The 17,134-nt window shown below is 51.1% G+C and carries 19 protein-coding genes; 15 read left to right on the top strand and 4 right to left on the bottom strand.

The window, feature by feature from the left end:
- Positions 1 to 210 precede the first annotated feature (210 nt).
- Positions 211 to 2,796, bottom strand: coding sequence for a glycosyl hydrolase family 18 protein (locus ABWV76_RS00680; protein ID WP_353374964.1), 2,586 nt, complete (start codon positions 2,794 to 2,796; stop codon positions 211 to 213).
- A 217-nt stretch (positions 2,797 to 3,013) separates the two neighbouring features.
- Between ABWV76_RS00680 and ABWV76_RS00685 the strand changes: the two genes are divergently transcribed.
- The gene (locus ABWV76_RS00685; protein WP_157533316.1) at positions 3,014 to 3,193 is read left to right on the top strand and encodes a hypothetical protein; all 180 of its coding nucleotides are present in this window, start codon (positions 3,014 to 3,016) and stop codon (positions 3,191 to 3,193) included.
- Positions 3,194 to 3,351: 158 nt separating this feature from the next.
- Here the strand turns inward: ABWV76_RS00685 and ABWV76_RS00690 are convergent, their stop codons facing one another.
- On the bottom strand, positions 3,352 to 3,558 hold the full coding sequence (locus tag ABWV76_RS00690; protein WP_020411727.1) for a transposase: 207 nt from the start codon (positions 3,556 to 3,558) through the stop codon (positions 3,352 to 3,354).
- 418 nt (positions 3,559 to 3,976) lie between these two features.
- On the opposite strand from ABWV76_RS00690, the gene ABWV76_RS00695 reads away from it, so the two are divergent.
- The 14 genes from ABWV76_RS00695 to rpoS all read left to right on the top strand — a co-directional run bounded on the left by ABWV76_RS00695 (position 3,977) and on the right by rpoS (position 16,489).
- Positions 3,977 to 4,159, top strand: a complete 183-nt coding sequence (locus ABWV76_RS00695) for a carbohydrate-binding protein (RefSeq protein ID WP_353375457.1) — start codon at positions 3,977 to 3,979, stop codon at positions 4,157 to 4,159.
- On the top strand, positions 4,102 to 4,326 hold the full coding sequence (locus tag ABWV76_RS00700; RefSeq protein WP_353374965.1) for a carbohydrate-binding protein: 225 nt from the start codon (positions 4,102 to 4,104) through the stop codon (positions 4,324 to 4,326). Before ABWV76_RS00695 ends, ABWV76_RS00700 begins: the two co-directional genes overlap by 58 nt.
- A 337-nt stretch (positions 4,327 to 4,663) precedes the next feature.
- Positions 4,664 to 5,974, top strand: coding sequence for a tRNA lysidine(34) synthetase TilS (gene tilS, locus ABWV76_RS00705; RefSeq protein ID WP_353374966.1), 1,311 nt, complete (start codon positions 4,664 to 4,666; stop codon positions 5,972 to 5,974).
- A 125-nt stretch (positions 5,975 to 6,099) separates the two neighbouring features.
- Positions 6,100 to 7,734 (top strand): CTP synthase, encoded by a 1,635-nt coding sequence (gene pyrG, locus ABWV76_RS00710; RefSeq protein WP_282951248.1) that lies wholly within the window; start codon positions 6,100 to 6,102, stop codon positions 7,732 to 7,734.
- Positions 7,735 to 7,790: 56 nt separating this feature from the next.
- Positions 7,791 to 8,636: a 3-deoxy-8-phosphooctulonate synthase gene (gene kdsA / locus ABWV76_RS00715; RefSeq protein ID WP_020411730.1), complete on the top strand. Its 846-nt coding sequence runs from the start codon at positions 7,791 to 7,793 to the stop codon at positions 8,634 to 8,636.
- A gap of 142 nt (positions 8,637 to 8,778) precedes the next feature.
- Positions 8,779 to 10,065, top strand: coding sequence for a phosphopyruvate hydratase (eno, locus tag ABWV76_RS00720; RefSeq protein ID WP_353374967.1), 1,287 nt, complete (start codon positions 8,779 to 8,781; stop codon positions 10,063 to 10,065).
- A gap of 85 nt (positions 10,066 to 10,150) precedes the next feature.
- Entirely contained in the window at positions 10,151 to 10,438 is a 288-nt protein-coding gene (locus tag ABWV76_RS00725) for an FtsB family cell division protein (protein ID WP_020411732.1), read from the top strand.
- Positions 10,435 to 11,154 carry a 2-C-methyl-D-erythritol 4-phosphate cytidylyltransferase gene (gene ispD / locus ABWV76_RS00730; RefSeq protein WP_020411733.1) on the top strand — a complete coding sequence of 240 codons (720 nt, stop codon included), beginning with the start codon at positions 10,435 to 10,437 and terminating at the stop codon, positions 11,152 to 11,154. The genes ABWV76_RS00725 and ispD overlap by 4 nt, the downstream gene beginning before the upstream one ends.
- The gene (ispF, locus tag ABWV76_RS00735) at positions 11,154 to 11,639 is read left to right on the top strand and encodes a 2-C-methyl-D-erythritol 2,4-cyclodiphosphate synthase (RefSeq protein WP_353374968.1); all 486 of its coding nucleotides are present in this window, start codon (positions 11,154 to 11,156) and stop codon (positions 11,637 to 11,639) included. The genes ispD and ispF overlap by 1 nt, the downstream gene beginning before the upstream one ends.
- Entirely contained in the window at positions 11,632 to 12,594 is a 963-nt protein-coding gene (gene truD, locus ABWV76_RS00740; RefSeq protein WP_353374969.1) for a tRNA pseudouridine(13) synthase TruD, read from the top strand. Before ispF ends, truD begins: the two co-directional genes overlap by 8 nt.
- A 53-nt stretch (positions 12,595 to 12,647) precedes the next feature.
- Positions 12,648 to 13,319: a protein-L-isoaspartate(D-aspartate) O-methyltransferase gene (locus ABWV76_RS00745; RefSeq protein ID WP_020411736.1), complete on the top strand. Its 672-nt coding sequence runs from the start codon at positions 12,648 to 12,650 to the stop codon at positions 13,317 to 13,319.
- On the top strand, positions 13,316 to 14,278 hold the full coding sequence (locus ABWV76_RS00750; RefSeq protein ID WP_020411737.1) for a DUF368 domain-containing protein: 963 nt from the start codon (positions 13,316 to 13,318) through the stop codon (positions 14,276 to 14,278). The genes ABWV76_RS00745 and ABWV76_RS00750 overlap by 4 nt, the downstream gene beginning before the upstream one ends.
- A gap of 254 nt (positions 14,279 to 14,532) precedes the next feature.
- On the top strand, positions 14,533 to 15,237 hold the full coding sequence (locus ABWV76_RS00755; protein ID WP_353056844.1) for a peptidoglycan DD-metalloendopeptidase family protein: 705 nt from the start codon (positions 14,533 to 14,535) through the stop codon (positions 15,235 to 15,237).
- Positions 15,238 to 15,439: 202 nt separating this feature from the next.
- On the top strand, positions 15,440 to 16,489 hold the full coding sequence (gene rpoS / locus ABWV76_RS00760) for an RNA polymerase sigma factor RpoS (RefSeq protein WP_040628155.1): 1,050 nt from the start codon (positions 15,440 to 15,442) through the stop codon (positions 16,487 to 16,489).
- Positions 16,490 to 16,582: 93 nt separating this feature from the next.
- Here rpoS and ABWV76_RS00765 read toward each other — a convergent pair whose 3' ends face one another.
- Positions 16,583 to 16,909, bottom strand: a complete 327-nt coding sequence (locus ABWV76_RS00765; protein WP_020411740.1) for a YdbL family probable chaperone protein — start codon at positions 16,907 to 16,909, stop codon at positions 16,583 to 16,585.
- 11 nt (positions 16,910 to 16,920) lie between these two features.
- Positions 16,921 to 17,115, bottom strand: coding sequence for a YnbE family lipoprotein (locus ABWV76_RS00770; RefSeq protein ID WP_353374970.1), 195 nt, complete (start codon positions 17,113 to 17,115; stop codon positions 16,921 to 16,923).
- Between the last annotated feature and the right edge of the window lie 19 nt (positions 17,116 to 17,134).

Here is a 17,134-nt window from a genome sequence, read left to right on the forward strand (position 1 = left end):
AATTTGTCAAAGTAACCTTGCGGAGCCGATCCCCAGAGTAAACAACCATCCTTGACAATTTTTCCTGCTAGCCCATTAACCTCCTAAATGCCGTCAAGGCTTTCAGGAAAGCTTTTTCATGTTCTCCAGCTACAAGGAGTATCAGTAAGTCCCTGAGTCAGGGGCGCGTCAGCGCCCCAGGAACATCGGGTTACCACCCTGTGAGAGTGATCAATTGCAGGTTGCAGGACCAATTTCCTCCCAAACTGTGGAAGCACCAGGTTCGTCACCCTGGGTCCACCACTTGGCACGGTAACGGGCATCGCCGTGATTTACTTCGTCCCCACCGTTGTAACTGGTCGTTGCATTCCATGGCATTTCGACTTCACTGACCAGTATCCAGTCAGCTGCAGTTATCCCCGGCTCCATCTGGGTCCAGTACTTGGCCTGCCAAACGAGATTCTGATGGCTTACCTGGTCACCGCCCAGGTAAGTGCCCCCCATTTGCCAGGCAGGGTAATTATCTGCGTTGGGGTCGGACTGGTTGCAGCTATCCCCTGTATCGGTCACATTCACCTGCACTGCGGCAGAGACACTGGTGAGGCCATCGCTGACGGTCACTGTCGCGGTGAAAGCAGTATTCGCTTGAACCTGGGGTGCAGTGAAGGTAGCACTGGCACTATCGCCATTGGCTACAGTAAGACCCGGTGCATTCCAGTTGTAAGTAAGCGTATCGCCATTGGGGTCACTAGCATTGGCAGTAACACTGACACTCCCTCCTTCAGCAACAGAGACACTGCCTGGGACGGAAACGACGGGGGGCGCATTATCTCCCTCTGGTAGCAGAGTCACTAAGACATTATCGGTACTCGATAACTCACCATCGCTCACAGTGAGTTCAAATTCCAACTGCGTCTCCATAGTAACCTGCGGAGCGGTAAACTCTGGAGAAGCACTATCCGTACCCTGTAGGGGTACTGTGGGGGTACCGATCTGAGTCCAGGAGTAGGTCAAAACATCACCATCTGGATCACTGGAAGCACTACCATTCAAAGTCACTGAAGTACCGCTCACCACAGACTGATCAACTCCCGCATTGGCTGACGGTGCTCGATTGGCCATGCCATCATCGTGGCCTAAGCTCTCATGCATGGCATTGAGTATGTCACCGTTGTCTGCATCAATTTCCCAGGCAAACAAACCTGCGAGACCATTGCTTCGTGCGTAAGTACCTTTTTGCATGACGGAGGTGACATTGTCATAGGTAATCAGGTCACCGGTATCAGCCTTGAAGATATAGGCGCCCTGAGCAGTACTGTCGTAGTGCTCCTGCCACTCACCGCTGGCAATCTTCCCGGCAATATCACGGTAGTCCACAATGCCGGCTTCCCAGGTGCCTGGAGTCGCTCCGGTCGCTGTTCCTGTCAGGTGATCAGCACCCGTCCAACCGGTAACCCCGGTCCAACCGCGACCATACATTGCAGTACCCAACACCAGCTTTGACGGTGGTACACCTGCGCCAATCAATGTCTGGATACCGGAATGAGCATTGTAGTCATCTGTCGGATTCCAGCTCGGAGCATAAATCGCCGTCTGATGCCCAAGAGTCTCGTTACTCCAGGCTCCGTAGAAGTCATAGGCCATCAAAAACAGATAATCCATGTACTGTTCGACATTCGAGTAATCGACATCTTCGATCTTGTCAGCCCCAGCACCAATAGCAGAAGTGAGCTCGTACTCACGGCCGGTTTCCTGCTCGAGCTGGTCCAGCATTGCGCGCAGTTCTTTCATCAGTAAGCGGTAAGTCTCACCATCGGTATTGGGATCGCCAAGATTAGGGTTCGCGCCCTGGCCACCAGGGTACTCCCAATCAATGTCCACACCGTCAAAGAATTTCCAGGTACGCAGAAACTCCTCTACTGAATCCACAAAGCGGGTACGAAGTTCAGGATCATCAAAGAAGTAGAATGGATCGGATAGGGTCCATCCACCGATCGACGGTAGTACCTTGATATCTGGATAGGCCTGCTTCAACGCCATCAACTGGCCGAAGTTACCCTTGTAGGGATCGGACCAGCTGTGCCCTGCTTGTGATTTCTGCAGTGCCGCAAATGGGTCGTGAATAGCAACTTTGAAATCTTCCCGCCCAGAGCAAGAGCGCTGTAGTGCCTGGAAGCTGCCTTCAATTTCCTTGAGGCTGTCGTTGATGCCGTCGCCGCCGCAAATAGGAATAAAGCCGTACAAGATATGGGTGAGGTTATAGGCTGGGATTTTGTCAACCGGGAACTTTCGACCGTACACACCCCACTCTACAAAGTAAGCACCCACAACAGATCCGCTGGTATTAGTGTAAGGTTGGTTATTCTCTCCATCATTGAGCACGATTGGGTCCAAGTGGCTCCCGTCAGTATCAGCTACGACGATGTCAGTTACTTCTGAACTGCTGCAACCGGAGAAGTTACATAGGGCGACCTGCAGTTCGTATCGGCCTCCTTCAGTGATCTGTAATGTGGCAGTTCCGCTCTGGTTGCCGGCGCCATTTACTGGCTGCTCGAATACAACTTGTCCATCGAGCAGATACTGTGCAGTGTCGGCATCGTCGCCTGAAAATTTGGACCAGGACACAGGTATTTCAGCCTGGTCTTTGATGGTCACCAGCTGCTCGTAGGCGGTAGCTGTGTCGTCAACTTCAATAATGGCAAAGCGGGTTTCCATATTGTTAATGGCGGGTACACCGGGGACTGCGAGTGCGGTCGAACTGACTAAAGCAAATATCAATGGAGTTTGCGACCAGGTCAGGAATTTAGGCGTTTGCATAGGGTTTACCTTGAGCAAGTTATTTTTATTGTTGGCCATCGGCAGTTAGGTGATGCGATTGCCAAAATGACACCGCTGTCAAAATATCATCGCTTATGGGGAGTCGCAATGCAGAAAGGGATGAATTGCCACGGGGTAAAGAGAATTCGAATGAAAGTGCCGCCATTGGAGGTGATATGAGACCCGTATCACGAAAAAAACGGAACTTTACGAGAATATGACTGAGGCAAGACATTGCGCCTTTTCCCAGGGGGGGAGGTTTGATCAACCCGGATCAAGGGGAGAAAACGAGGAGTACTGGTGGGCGACTTTTCTGCATCGAGCAGGAGCTTTACCGGTGGTGATCGTTACGGTTCACCGACCAGCTTGCCAGCCGGTAAGGGAGGTGCAGGAATAACAAAGTTAAGGAACCTCTGATTAACGAAGCATTTTTCTAGAATTAAGCTGAATCAATTATAAAACTCACTTTTTTACGCGCAAACGCTTAATTTTCGCGTACTAGCTCCCTGATTTTTCACCAGAAGTCCTCAATAGGCGAATCACGGGCGCCCCCCCCTAGGCGGCCAAGTATTTTTTCCCTATTAGTAAGTAAGTGAAGCCTGCGAACAAGCACAGCCGCTCAGTATTTTTTACCAGTCCTCGATAGCGGACCTTGTCATAACCCAATACCCGCTTGATGTAGCGAAAGGGGTGCTCGACCTTCGCTCTTATCTGCGCCTTGATCTTTTCCGCAAGGCGCGACTGTGGAACTAAAGTGTCCATTTCTTCAAGGAATTTTTCCCTACGGGTCTTGCGGCGCTTATTCAGAGGTTCCTTAAATCAATATCTAATATGGCATAACAACGTCAGTTCGAACTGTTTACGAATATCTTAAGCTCTGTGGAGGGGGTACGCTAAAGAAATCTGCCTAACAGGCCTGTGAGCAAAACACAATTCCTGCATGAATTAATTTAATATGTAGTGTAAATGCTCATAAAAAATAAAAGCATGATTATGTTGGAGGTTGGTAATCTTCTGTTTGTGTATGTTAATCGTTCCTACTCAAATCATTACTTTCCAAGCAGAAGATTACACCTGATTTTGTGATCGGACACCGGGTAACAGCGGGGGTGCCTATAAAAACGATCACGTAGATATAGAAATTACTAAAGATCGTGGCGACGGCTTCAATGTTGGCTGGATTGATCAGGGAGAGTGGCTTGCCTACAAAAATTTACAAATACCCAGCACAGGAAACTACAAAGTTCATATGCGTGTTTCCAGTCCCTCAGGTGCCACAGTATCTGTTGATTTAAACGGTGTGCAATGTATTGGATCGAGCCGTCACCCCCAATACCGGCCGTTGGCTGGCAGAAATGGCTGACTATCGAATTCACCGCCAAAATAGAGGCGGGTAATTATAATTTACGCGTTTATGCAGAGTTTGGAGGTTGGAGTTTCAATTGGATCGAAATAATTGCCGTAGACTTTAAGAGTCTTGTGTCGGCCGACGAGCTCAATAGTACCGATAGCAGCAGCTGGAGTTTCTAAACCAATTATGGTGGTTGCGAGATACAGTATTACACTAACGGGCAGAATGTGACGATTCAATATGATCGCGCTGTGGGTTGTAAGGTGCTGGCAATCGAAGCCGGATAAGAGGAGCACAACAATTAGAATTGCTGATAGGGGCCGTGACCTTCAACTCCTTTTCCAGTGGAATGGTGGGGGTGGCGACGACGGAATATCGTCGGCTTAATGAAGGTGAAGTCAGTAAAGGAATTTGCTTCTGTTGAGGTGGGTTAGTGGTTTAACGGTTATGGTGGGTCCTCACTTTCTGCCCGGGTAGGTATACTGTTGCGGATTTTACTTCCAGGCTTTCCTGTCAGTGACAATTTCAACTTACCAAAAACGGCTACCAGAGCTTATCCAAGCTTCGCTGCAGTGCTATCCCGCACAGGGGCGTCTTTGGGTGGGGTTCTCTGGTGGCCTCGACTCCACTGTGCTTCTTCACGTATTGCATAAATGTGAGATTCCGGTGCTGGCTGTGCATGTACACCATGGTCTTAGTGAAAGCGCGGACAGCTGGCAGGCCCATTGTCAGGCATTTTCCAATGGGCTAAATATCCCTTTTACAGCGCTTCGCGTGGCAGTAGATAAGAAGGGTGGTGGGCTTGAGCAGGGCGCACGCCTGGCCCGTTATCGTGCCTTTGGCGATGTCATGTCCCCAGGTGATCAAATTTTGCTCGGTCATCATGGGGATGATCAGGCGGAGACCTTCTTGCTTCGCTTACTGCGAGGTGCCGGTGTGCTCGGGCTTGCTGGTATGGCCAAATGGCGCCCATTGGGGAGTGGCGCATCCCTGCTTAGACCTCTGCTTAAGGTTGGTCGGGCTGAACTGGAGGATTGGGCCCGGGAGCATAACCTCAGTTGGATTGATGATGAAAGCAACAGTGATGAAGGCCTGGATCGCAATTTCTTACGTCATCGCATCATGGCTCCGCTTGGTGAGCGCTGGTCGGTTAGGCAGAGGGTTGCTCAGGCTGTGGATAACCTCAGGGAATCCGTCGAGCTGTTACAGGAGTTGGCACTTGCTGACCTGAATACATGTGACCTAAAGCGAGAGCGTTTAGGCGAAAGCCTGTCCCTGAAAGTATTTTCCGCCTTGAGTATGGCGAGACGTAAGAACCTGTTGCGATACTGGGTTCAACGCCAGGGGGGGATGCCACCAGAATCTGTCTCGCTGCAAGAGGCTCTGGCGCAAGTGAGTGGTGCAGCACAGGACGCCCAGTTGGTTGTGCATTTGGGGGGGCAGGTAGTGAGGCGATATCAAGACCGGCTTTACCTGACCCCGAAGCTGGCTCCTCTATCTTCCTGTAAGAATACTCTTTTGGCTTGGGATGGTATTTCCAGCCTTGCGCTGCCAGGAGGGGCGGTATTGGAGCCGGTGACAGGGTGGCCGCAGGCAGATTACCTGGTGCGCTATCGCAGCGGTGGAGAACGCGCACTGCCAATAGATCGTACCCATTCCCAAACTCTCAAAAAGATTCTGCAAGAGCGGGGCTTGGAACCCTGGCTGCGCGACAGGGTGCCACTGGTATACAGGGGAGAGGAGTTGGTGGCTGTTGCCGGGCTCTTTTCCTGTAAAGTAAATAGCGATATCCCCGATCGGCCTCCAAGCTGGCGGTTTTTCGATTGAGTGGGAAGGGGTTTTCTGCTACTCTGGCGCCCCGTCTCAAAGGCACCGGGAGAAGCTGGATTATCCGCCCGGGCCAGCCCTGTAAGCTCGACATTCATCGAGCGCTCAACTGACCAAGGTTTTGCATGACGCGCTATATTTTTGTAACTGGTGGCGTGGTTTCCTCGTTGGGGAAAGGTATCGCCTCCGCCTCTCTGGCCGCCATTCTCGAGGCCCGCGGCCTCAAGGTTACCATCCTAAAACTGGACCCTTACATCAACGTAGACCCAGGTACCATGAGCCCCTTCCAGCACGGTGAGGTGTATGTCACCGAGGATGGTGCCGAGACTGACCTGGACCTGGGTCACTATGAACGCTTTATCCGTACCCGGATGTCCAAGCGTAACAACTTCACCACCGGCCGTGTGTACGAGACCGTACTGCGTAAAGAGCGCCGTGGTGACTACCTGGGTGGTACCGTACAGGTGATCCCCCACATTACCGACGAGATCAAACGCCGCGTCGTGGAAGGTGGCCGCGATGTCGACGTCGCTATTGTTGAAATCGGTGGCACCGTAGGTGATATCGAATCCCAACCGTTCCTGGAATCTGTGCGTCAGCTGCGTGTGGAAATGGGCACCAACCGCGCCCTGTTGATCCACCTGAGCTATGTGCCTTTTCTTGCCACTGCTGGTGAAACCAAGACCAAGCCGACCCAGCACTCTGTTAAAGAGTTGCGTTCTATCGGCTTGCAGCCGGATATTCTGCTGTGCCGTTCCGAGCGCGAGATCGATGAGGACTCCCGCCGCAAGATTGCACTGTTCACCAATGTTGAAGAGCGCGCTGTGGTACCGCTGCCCGATGCCAAGACCATCTACGGCGTACCGCGTCTTCTGCACAGTTACGGCCTCGACGATATCGTTGTGGAAAAGCTGCAGCTGGAATGCCAGGCTCCAGACCTGTCCGAGTGGGACCAAGTGGTCGATGGCAAGCTGAACCCACAGCACGAAGTGAAAATTGCCATGGTTGGCAAATACATGGAGTTGCTGGATGCCTATAAGTCCCTGATCGAGTCCCTGACCCATGCGGGTATCAAGCATCGCTGCAAAGTGGATATCGACTTTATCAACGCTGAAGACGTTGAGGGCGAGAACGGCATTGACCTGATCAAGGATGCCGATGCAATCCTGGTTCCCGGTGGATTTGGTGAGCGCGGTTTAGAGGGCAAGCTTGAATCTGTTCGCTACGCCCGTGAAAACAATATTCCTTACCTGGGCATCTGCCTCGGTTTACAATCTGTGGTTATCGAGTTCGCGCGCAATGTGCTCGGCCTCGAAGGTGCCAACAGTACTGAATTCAATACTAAAACCCCGCACCCTGTTATCGGCCTGATCACAGAGTGGATCGATAGCGAAGGCAATATCGAGAAGCGCGATGAGCAGTCCGATCTGGGCGGCACCATGCGCCTGGGCGGCCAGGAATGTCGCCTGGCTAAAGACACCAAGGCCCGCGATATCTACGGTGCAGACGTGATCGTAGAGCGCCACCGCCACCGCTACGAAGTGAACAACAACTACGTTGATCGCCTGCAGCAAGCCGGTTTGAAAATTGGCGGCTGGTCTGCAGACGATACCCTGGTAGAAATGGTTGAATTGCCGAACCATCCCTGGTTCGTTGCTTGCCAGTTCCACCCGGAATTTACTTCAACCCCGCGCGACGGCCATCCTCTGTTCGAAAGCTTTGTTGCCGCGGCAATGAAGCAGCGTGAAAACCAGGGTTAATCAGTAATTCCATCCCCGGCGCCTGTGGCTGGGGGTGAGATGACAGGGAGCTGACAGTGAAAACCATTGAAGTCGGAAATATTCAGGTCGCCAACGATAAGCCTTTTGTGCTGTTTGGCGGTATGAATGTACTGGAATCCCGCGACCTGGCGATGCAGGTGGCTGAGCACTATGTAAAAGTCACTGAAAAACTGGGTATTCCCTATGTTTTTAAAGCGTCTTTTGACAAGGCCAATCGCTCTTCCATCAACTCTTATCGCGGACCGGGAATGGAAGAAGGCCTGAAGATTTTTCAGGAAATCAAAGATACCTTTAAGGTCCCCTTGATTACCGATGTCCACGAAGTACACCAGGCTGCTCCGGTTGCCGAAGTCGTGGATATTATCCAGCTGCCGGCCTTCCTGGCCCGTCAGACTGATCTGGTCGCCGCTATGGCAGCGACTGGTGCAGTGATCAACGTCAAAAAGCCCCAGTTTATGAGCCCGCCGCAAGTTAAAAATGTGGTGGAGAAATTTGCTGAGTGCGGCAACGAAAATATTCTTTTGTGTGAGCGCGGTGCCTGCTTTGGCTACGACAACCTGGTTGTCGATATGCTGGGCTTTAGCACCATGATCAATGCCTCCGGCGGTGCGCCGCTGATTTTTGATGTTACCCACTCACTGCAAATGCGCGATCCTTCCGGCGCAGCCTCCGGTGGTCGCCGTGCACAGGTCACTGAGCTGGGCCGCGCAGGTTTGGCTATCGGGATTGCCGGCCTGTTCCTGGAAGCACATCCGAATCCAGACAAAGCATTGTGTGATGGCCCCAGTGCATTGCCATTAGAGAAGCTGGAGCCATTCCTGGCGCAGATGAAAGCGGTAGATGACCTGATCAAAGGTTTTGAGCCGCTGGATACGAAATAAAAAAGAGAGTTTTTTGCGCGCCCTGATCGGGCGCGCGGCACTTTCCCCTCTGCTATTTAGCTTTAGTGCTGTAGCAAAAGTGCATAACGTCTGATTTACGAAAACCTATTTTCAGTAAGTACCAATACGGAGCCCATTGTAAATGAGCAAGATTGTCGCTGTTAAAGCCTTTGAAGTAATGGATTCTCGCGGTAACCCTACCGTTGAAGCCGATGTAATCCTGGAAGACGGTTCCATTGGCTCCGCCTGTGCTCCTTCTGGTGCCTCTACTGGTTCTCGTGAAGCTCTGGAATTACGCGATGGTGATAAGAGCCGTTACCTGGGCAAAGGTGTATTAAAGGCGGTTGAAAATATCAACACCACTATCGCCGATCTGCTCAAAGGTATGGACGCAACTGATCAGCGCACCCTGGATAAAGCGATGATCGATGCCGATGGTACTGAAAACAAAGCCAAGCTGGGTGCCAATGCTATCCTGGCTGTTTCCCTGGCGGCAGCCAAGGCCGCTGCAGCCTCCAAGAAAATTCCACTGTATCAGCATATTGCTGAGGTGAACGGCACCCCCGGTCAATACTCTATGCCGGTGCCGATGATGAATATTCTCAACGGTGGTGAGCACGCTGATAACAATGTGGATATCCAGGAATTTATGGTTCAGCCCGTTAAAGCTGAGTCTTTTGCCGAAGCCCTGCGTCAAGGTGCTGAGATCTTCCACTCCCTGAAAAAAGTACTGTCTAGCAACAGCCTGAATACGGCAGTTGGCGATGAAGGTGGCTTTGCTCCGAATCTGCCTTCCAACGAAGCAGCTTTGAAAGTCATTGCTGAAGCGGTAGAAAAAGCCGGTTACACCCTGGGCGATGACATCACCCTGGCTTTGGACTGCGCTTCTTCCGAGTTCTACAAAGATGGCAAGTACGACCTGTCCGGTGAAGGTAAGCAATTCGATAGCGAAGGTTTTGCCTGCTACTTGGCCGAGCTTTCCGCAAACTACCCAATCCTGTCTATTGAAGACGGTATGGACGAAAGCGATTGGGACGGCTGGAAAGTGCTCACCGACAAAATTGGTGACAAAGTACAGCTGGTAGGCGACGATCTGTTCGTAACCAACACCAAGATCCTGAAAGAAGGTATCGAGAAAGGCGTGGGTAACTCTATCCTGATCAAGTTCAACCAGATCGGCTCCCTATCTGAGACTCTGGACGCGATCAAAATGGCAAAAGATGCCGGCTACACCGCAGTGATATCCCACCGTTCCGGTGAAACCGAAGATACCACCATCGCCGACCTGGCTGTTGCTACTGCTGCTGGCCAAATCAAGACGGGCTCCCTGTGTCGCTCCGACCGCGTAGCCAAGTACAACCGTCTGCTGCGTATTGAAGCTGAGCTGAACGGTGCCGCTCCTTACCGTGGCCGTGCTGAATTTAAATAATCAATATTTGAATCGCACATTGATATTGCAGAGGACTTCCTCTGCAATATCTATAATACGAACAAGCGAAATATCGTAATCTCGTATGAAATGGCTGCTGGCAATTCTCACTATCATTCTGCTTACCACCCAATATCGACTTTGGGTTGGTGGAGGCAGTCTCGCCGAAGTTACCCGTCTTAAACGACAACTCGACCAGCAACAGGAAAAAAATGCTGCTCTCGCTCGGGAAAATCGTCAGCTATTGAGGGAAGTAAGGAGCCTCAAAGTGGGCACCGATGGTGTTGAGGCTAAAGCACGCTATGACCTGGGACTCATAAAAGAGGGGGAAACCCTTTTTATCTTCCTGGATTCGGAAGAGGGTAAAAAGTGATTACAGATTATTGGGTGATTGTACCCGCTGCGGGAATTGGCAAACGCATGGGCGCGGATCGGCCAAAGCAATATCTGCCTTTGCTTGGGCAACCCCTGTTATCCCTAACCTTACGTAATATTTTAAGTTGGCCCGGGCTCGCTGGAATTGTCGTAGCCCTTTCTGGTGATGATCAACTCTTCCAGCACTTGAGGGAGGCGGAGCATCCATTCGTGCACACTGTTACCGGTGGTGCTGAGCGTTCTGATTCTGTTCTTGCTGCATTAGAGTTTCTTTCTGAACGGGAATTGGCTGATACCCCTGTGCTGGTTCACGATGCTGCACGCCCCTGCGTGACCCTGGATGACATTAGCGCACTTCTGGATGAGAGTGTTTCCCCTATGGCTCTCCTGGCAAGACCTGCCAGTGATACGGTAAAGCGCGGTCATGAATCGAGTGGTGTGCCCTGTGTGGAGCAAACTCTTGACCGCACACAGATATGGTTGGCACAGACACCCCAGCGCGCCCCATTGGGAGTGTTGTATTCCTGTCTCAATCGCGCGCTGGAGCAAGGTGAAGCGGTGACGGATGAGGCGAGTGCACTTGAGACTTTTGGCCACTCGCCGCAACTTGTTGAGGGGCAGGGCGATAACATTAAAGTGACCCATCCTTCAGACATCATGGTAGCTGAGGCCATACTCCGCCTGCGTTATGCACCCACTGAGGATAAACGATAGTGAGTTTTCGAATTGGTCAGGGCTTTGATGTACATGCATTCTGCCCTGGCGATCATGTTGTGCTTGGTGGGGTAAAAATTCCCCATACGTTTGGCTTAAAGGCCCATTCAGATGGGGATGTGCTTTTACACGCCCTAGCAGATGCTCTACTTGGAGCTCTGGCCCTTGGAGATATTGGTTACCACTTTCCTGATATGGATAAACGCTATGCGGGTGCTGATAGTCGCACATTGCTGCGGCATGTCCTGTCCTTGGTTAATAGTAAGGGTTATCGTTTGGTGAATGTGGATACCACCCTGATTGCCCAGGCCCCCAAGATGGCACCATATATCCAGTCCATGCGAGAAAATATTGCCGGGGATTGTGATGTGGATGTTGAGAGCATCAGTGTAAAAGCCACAACCACTGAAAAGCTTGGTTTCACTGGGCGTGGAGAGGGAATTGCTGCTCAGGCTGTGGTATTGCTAGAGAATAGCCATGCCTGAGGCCTGGAACCTAAATTGGCCCCGGGCTTTGGGAGGGGCAGAAATCTCCGCAGATTTCCGTACTGAGCCGGAAGACTTTGTTGTCGATGAGTTGGCCTTTCCAGAACCCTGTGATGATGGCGAGCACGTATACCTGCACATCCGGAAGCGAGGTGCCAACACTGCCTGGGTTGCGAAACAATTGGCCAAACTCGCCGGCGTACGTCAACTGGATGTCAGCTATTTTGGTTTGAAAGATCGGCATGCAGTTACCACCCAGTGGTTTAGCGTGTGGCTTGGACAAAAACCTGAGGCCGATTGGTTGCAGATTAATGGTGATGAGGTTTCTTTACTGCAGACATTTCGCGGTGCCCGCAAGCTACGTCGCGGCGAACATGCCGGTAACCGATTCAAAATTCGCCTGTGCAATATTCGGGGAGATCGCCAAGCTGCAGACAAGGTTCTGGAGCAAGTTAGGGAGGGTATACCGAATTATTTTGGTGAACAGCGCTTTGGTGTTTCTGGCGGTAACCTGGATCTGGCGCGCCAATTGGCGGAAGAAGAAGGTCGATGCCGCAAAACTGAGAAAGCCTTTGCCATGTCGGCAGCGCGCAGTTGGTTGTTCAACCAGGTTCTGGCGGAGAGGGTTAATTCAAAAAGCTGGTTCGAGTGCCTTGATGGGGAGCCAGAGGCCACTCCCAGTGGTCCCTTGTGGGGGCGCGGACGCAACCCAACTGTAGGTATTGCAGGTGAGCTTGAGGAAAGGGTTCTTGGAGAATGGCAACCCTGGTGCAACTGGCTGGAACATTGTGGCCTAAAGCAGGAGCGTAGACCGCTGGTATTACGTCCGGAGGCTTTTCGCTACCAGTGGTGTGGCGATAACCTGGAACTTGAATTTGCTCTTCCACCAGGCGCGTTCGCAACCGCCTTGCTGAGGGAAGTCGCCAATCTGGTCAATGTGAACTCGGGCACATAAAATTCAGTAATGGAAGCGACGGCTGCGATACAGGGGATGGAATCAAACAGCTTATGGACCGCTTGAGACACGAAGGTTTGGGAATGACTTCCCAGCGTACCCGCAATCGCCTGATACAGCGATTGCGTGAAGAGGGCATCAGTAATGAAGAAGTCCTCAATGTAATGGCATCAACACCGCGACACCTGTTCCTGGATGAGGCTCTGGCCATTCGCGCCTATGAGGATACGGCCCTGCCTATTGGTTACGGGCAGACTATTTCTCAGCCTTACATTGTTGCGCGAATGACAGAGCTACTCTTGAGCCGAGCCAAGTCTTTGCACAGCGTTTTGGAAGTGGGGACGGGTTCCGGGTACCAAACAGCGATTCTCTCTCGTTTGGTGGAACAACTTTATTCTGTAGAGCGTGTCGAACCATTGCTGGAGAAGGCACGTAAGTGTTTGACAGAGCTGGGTCACCATAATGTTGAATACAAACTTAGCAATGGCGGCTTTGGTTGGCCAGAAAAAGGTCCATATGATGCAATCCTGGCTGCGGCAGCACCGGCAGTAGTTCCCGATGAGCTGAAGCAACAGTTGGCACCTGATGGTGTGTTGGTGATTCCTGTTGGTTCAGAGCATCAGTATTTGACGATGGTGACCCGTCGCCAGGATAGTGATCAATTTGATGTGGAAAAATTGGAGGCGGTTCGCTTTGTACCGCTGCTCAGTGGTGTTGTTCGATGAAGTTATATGAAACCCTCAGAGGTCGCTATCCTGGGGTGGTGTTACGAGGTATGGCGATGGGGGCTGCAGATGTGGTCCCCGGGGTTTCTGGGGGAACTATCGCCTTTATTACGGGGATTTACCAGGAGTTACTGGACTCTCTCAGCCGAATAGGCCCACACTGTATCACTCTCCTAAGGAAGGAGGGCGTTGCAGCAACCTGGAAATATATAAACGGTGGTTTCCTGTTGTCCCTGTTTTTGGGAGTGCTGATTAGTATTTTTAGTCTTGCCCGATTAATAAGTGGACTGCTGGAGAATTACCCGATTGTTGTCTGGTCTTTCTTTTTTGGTTTGGTTCTGGCATCCACTGTTCCGGTTATACGAAATATTCCGCGGTGGTCCCCTTCAGTTATAGTTTTTTTGTTCCTGGGCATAGCTTTGGCGGTTACAGTCAGTGAGCTACGTCCGGGAGAAATCCCGGCAACGCCTCTGACATTATTTTTATCTGGAGCTTTGGCTATTTGTGCAATGGCACTTCCGGGTATTTCCGGCGCCTTTATTTTGTTGATGATTGGGATTTACCCCAAGGTGCTTTCCGCCGTTCATGAGTTACAGATAACAAATTTAATTTGTTTTGCCGCAGGTGCAGCCATTGGGTTGATGTTATTTAGTCGATTACTTTCGTGGTTGATGCATAGGTTTGTCGCTCGTACACTGGCTTTTCTTGCTGGAATCTTGCTGGGAAGTTTGAAAATAATTTGGCCTTGGAAACTGCCTATGCCCGGAGAGGCAGAAACGTCCAGTAAGCTGGCACCGCTGTTAACAAATACCACTCCGGCAGATTTTGTGACTCAAACAGGGGATTCGGCACAACTTGGTGGGGCTATTACAGCTGCCCTGGCGGCCATGGTGTTGGTTCTCACAATAGACTTTTTGGGAGGGGCTCATCGGGGAACATCTAGCGCCACACCGCAATAAGATCTGGAAAATCTCGGTATGGCAGCGTTTTATGAAGCGTTCACCGGAATTTTTGGAGCTTTTCTTTAGACACTTTTTCCATAAATGCCGTGGTCTGATGTAAAAAGAGAATAATGGAATGTCATCTTTTGCTACGCTCTAAAGGCCTGTTTTGGCGGAACAATTCCCCCATTTCTGGTCATTTTTTGTTTGGGGTGTTAAAAATATTAGGCATCAGTATCCTGTTATTGCTTCTGGTTTCCTGTAGTAGCCATATGGCTCCCACCAGTTCCCTGAAGCAACCCCCCAGTATCAGGCTCAACTATCACACAGTGAGTAAGGGCGACACCCTCTATTCAATTGCCTGGCGATACGGCAAGGATTTTCGGCAGCTGGCGGCGCTTAATGGCATTAGATCTCCCTATAATATCTATCCTGGTCAGCGGCTTAAACTGACGGGAAAAGTACCTCCAAGTGCCTCCTCAAAGGCTCCCATCGCCGCAAAGAAAACTGTGAGTAAACCGGTTTCCTCAAAGAAGCCAGCCGCGACAGCAAGTAAAAAATCCTTAACGAAAGCTCCTCGACGCCAAACGGCTCAAACCAAGCGCGCAGGCTCTATTCGCTGGCGCTGGCCTGTACAAGGCCAACTGATCAGCCGCTTCCGCTCAGGGGATCCTTTGCGTAAGGGTGTTGATATCGCAGGAGAAAAGGGTGAGTCTGTATTGGCAGCAGCCGATGGCACCGTTATCTACGCGGGAAGTGCATTGAGAGGTTATGGAAAGCTGCTGATCGTTAAGCACAGTGAAGTTTACCTGAGTGCTTATGCCCACAATCACCGTTTGTTGGTGAAAGAGGGCAGCAAAGTCAAAGCTGGGCAACGGATAGCGGAATTGGGTTCGAGTGGTACCGACCGCAACAAGCTCCACTTTGAGATTCGCAAAAACGGTCAGCCAGTAGACCCTCTTGCTTACTTGCCGTAAGCCGGATGGGTGCAGTAAAGCTCTGTAAATAAAAATGGACTTTTAACTAATACCACTTGAGGTAGTCACTGTAATCGTGACGACTGAAGGGTCTGGCCGATTCAGTGGCTGTCGCCATACACTCATGGTGTCTGATTGTTTTTTGATCAGCTTCTTGAGTGTTTGGGCGGCTGATATTGGCAAAGTACAAGGAGCAGGGGAAATGGAAGCACAACGGCAAGACCAGTCTTTGGCTGGCCAGGCAGAAGACTTTCCTCCTGAGTTGGCGGTAGAGAATGAAGAGCAGAAACTAAGTAGCAGCGAAGAGAGAGGTAAAGGCCGTACCCGGAGAAATGCGGCAAAAAATAACTCCGTCTCCTCCCCCGGAGAGAAGAGTAGGGTCACCAGATTGGATGGCGACAGCCATCTGCAGAAGAATTTGGATGCTACTCAACTCTATCTGAATGAAATTGGTTTTTCCCCCTTATTGACCGCTGAAGAAGAGGTGTATTACGCACGTAAGGCTCTGCGTGGTGACGCTGCGGCGAGAAAGCGCATGATTGAGAGTAATTTGCGCTTGGTAGTAAAGATTGCTCGTCGTTATGTCAGCCGTGGCCTGGCGCTGCTAGACCTGATCGAAGAGGGTAATTTGGGGCTTATCCGCGCTGTTGAGAAGTTCGACCCTGAGCGGGGTTTCCGCTTTTCTACCTACGCTACCTGGTGGATACGTCAGACAATAGAACGAGCCATTATGAATCAGACTCGGACTATTCGCCTGCCAATTCACGTTGTAAAGGAATTAAATGTGTACCTCCGGGCATCCCGTGAGCTGGCGCAGAAGCTGGATCATGAGCCGTCCGCAGAAGAGATCGCTAATTTATTGGAGAAGCCGGTTGAAGACGTTGAGCGGATGTTAGGGCTCAATGAGCGGGTAACTTCAGTAGATACTCCGATAGGTCCCTCTTCGGAAAAGACACTGGTGGATACGATTCCCGACCAGCAGGAGTCTGATCCGGCTGAGTTACTTCAGGACAGTGATCTCTTTGATAGCATTAATCGCTGGCTCGGGGAGCTTCCCGACAAACAGTGTGAGGTTGTTTCCCGGCGATTTGGGTTGCGTGGCTTTGAAGCGAGCACCCTGGAAGAAGTTGGTAGGGAAATCGGCCTAACGCGTGAGAGGGTGCGCCAGATCCAGGTTGATGCACTTAAGCGCCTGCGTGAAGTCATGGAAAAACAAGGACTTGATGGACTGTCTTTGTTTGGAAACCTATAAACTTGGTCCTTAACCGAGGAAACCCCACGAAGACAATGTATCCGTGGGGTTTCCGTTAGCGATTCAATTTGAGGTTAATAGATTGGGTCTGATCTATTTCCTGACCCAGCGCCCAAGATTGTCTTGGTAATACTCCCCAGGAGAAAGGCGAGCTTCCAGTTTTTCCGCGGCACGGGCCGCTACTTGAGCAATATCGACATTATTGCGTTTGGCAATTTGCGCATAAGAAGTTTTGCGCTTTGCATTGATCTCTTTGACTAACTTCTCAAGCTCCGGGGAGCTAGCGTCTACGATAGCGATATAGCCGCTATTTGCCTCTCCAACCAACCCTTGACTCTTGGCTTCATTGAGTGAGATCGCCATTGCTGGAAGTGCGATGACGAAGCCTACGAGTAACAGGGCCTTCTTTAACATATGCATACGTTGCCTCCTCAAAAAATGCCTTCTTTGTCTTCAAACAAGGTATCTAGGTCCCGATCAACTTTTACCCGGATTTCGTGTTCAATCTTTACGTTTAAGTTTACAGTGATTGGCTCACTGGGAGCCTTTACCGCCACAGTAGGGGTGCACCCTGTGGCAACCATAGCGTACAACAGCCCTATGGAAATCAGCCGGCTGGCTCTCATCTGCTACTCCTTTCCGTAC

Source organism: Microbulbifer sp. NBRC 101763 (genome assembly GCF_040371615.1).
In the GTDB taxonomy this organism is placed as follows: domain Bacteria; phylum Pseudomonadota; class Gammaproteobacteria; order Pseudomonadales; family Cellvibrionaceae; genus Microbulbifer; species Microbulbifer variabilis.

Coding starts and splice junctions, on each gene's coding strand:
- ABWV76_RS00745 (WP_020411736.1), top strand. CDS start 12,648: ATGGACCGCTTGAGACACGAAGGTTTGGGAATGACTTCCCAGCGTACC.
- ABWV76_RS00770 (WP_353374970.1), bottom strand. CDS start 17,115: ATGAGAGCCAGCCGGCTGATTTCCATAGGGCTGTTGTACGCTATGGTT.
- ABWV76_RS00700 (WP_353374965.1), top strand. CDS start 4,102: ATGTATTGGATCGAGCCGTCACCCCCAATACCGGCCGTTGGCTGGCAG.
- ABWV76_RS00680 (WP_353374964.1), bottom strand. CDS start 2,796: ATGCAAACGCCTAAATTCCTGACCTGGTCGCAAACTCCATTGATATTT.
- truD (WP_353374969.1), top strand. CDS start 11,632: ATGCCTGAGGCCTGGAACCTAAATTGGCCCCGGGCTTTGGGAGGGGCA.
- ABWV76_RS00750 (WP_020411737.1), top strand. CDS start 13,316: ATGAAGTTATATGAAACCCTCAGAGGTCGCTATCCTGGGGTGGTGTTA.
- ABWV76_RS00755 (WP_353056844.1), top strand. CDS start 14,533: ATGGCTCCCACCAGTTCCCTGAAGCAACCCCCCAGTATCAGGCTCAAC.
- ABWV76_RS00765 (WP_020411740.1), bottom strand. CDS start 16,909: ATGCATATGTTAAAGAAGGCCCTGTTACTCGTAGGCTTCGTCATCGCA.
- ABWV76_RS00725 (WP_020411732.1), top strand. CDS start 10,151: ATGAAATGGCTGCTGGCAATTCTCACTATCATTCTGCTTACCACCCAA.
- eno (WP_353374967.1), top strand. CDS start 8,779: ATGAGCAAGATTGTCGCTGTTAAAGCCTTTGAAGTAATGGATTCTCGC.
- rpoS (WP_040628155.1), top strand. CDS start 15,440: ATGGAAGCACAACGGCAAGACCAGTCTTTGGCTGGCCAGGCAGAAGAC.
- pyrG (WP_282951248.1), top strand. CDS start 6,100: ATGACGCGCTATATTTTTGTAACTGGTGGCGTGGTTTCCTCGTTGGGG.
- ABWV76_RS00685 (WP_157533316.1), top strand. CDS start 3,014: ATGACTGAGGCAAGACATTGCGCCTTTTCCCAGGGGGGGAGGTTTGAT.
- ABWV76_RS00690 (WP_020411727.1), bottom strand. CDS start 3,558: ATGGACACTTTAGTTCCACAGTCGCGCCTTGCGGAAAAGATCAAGGCG.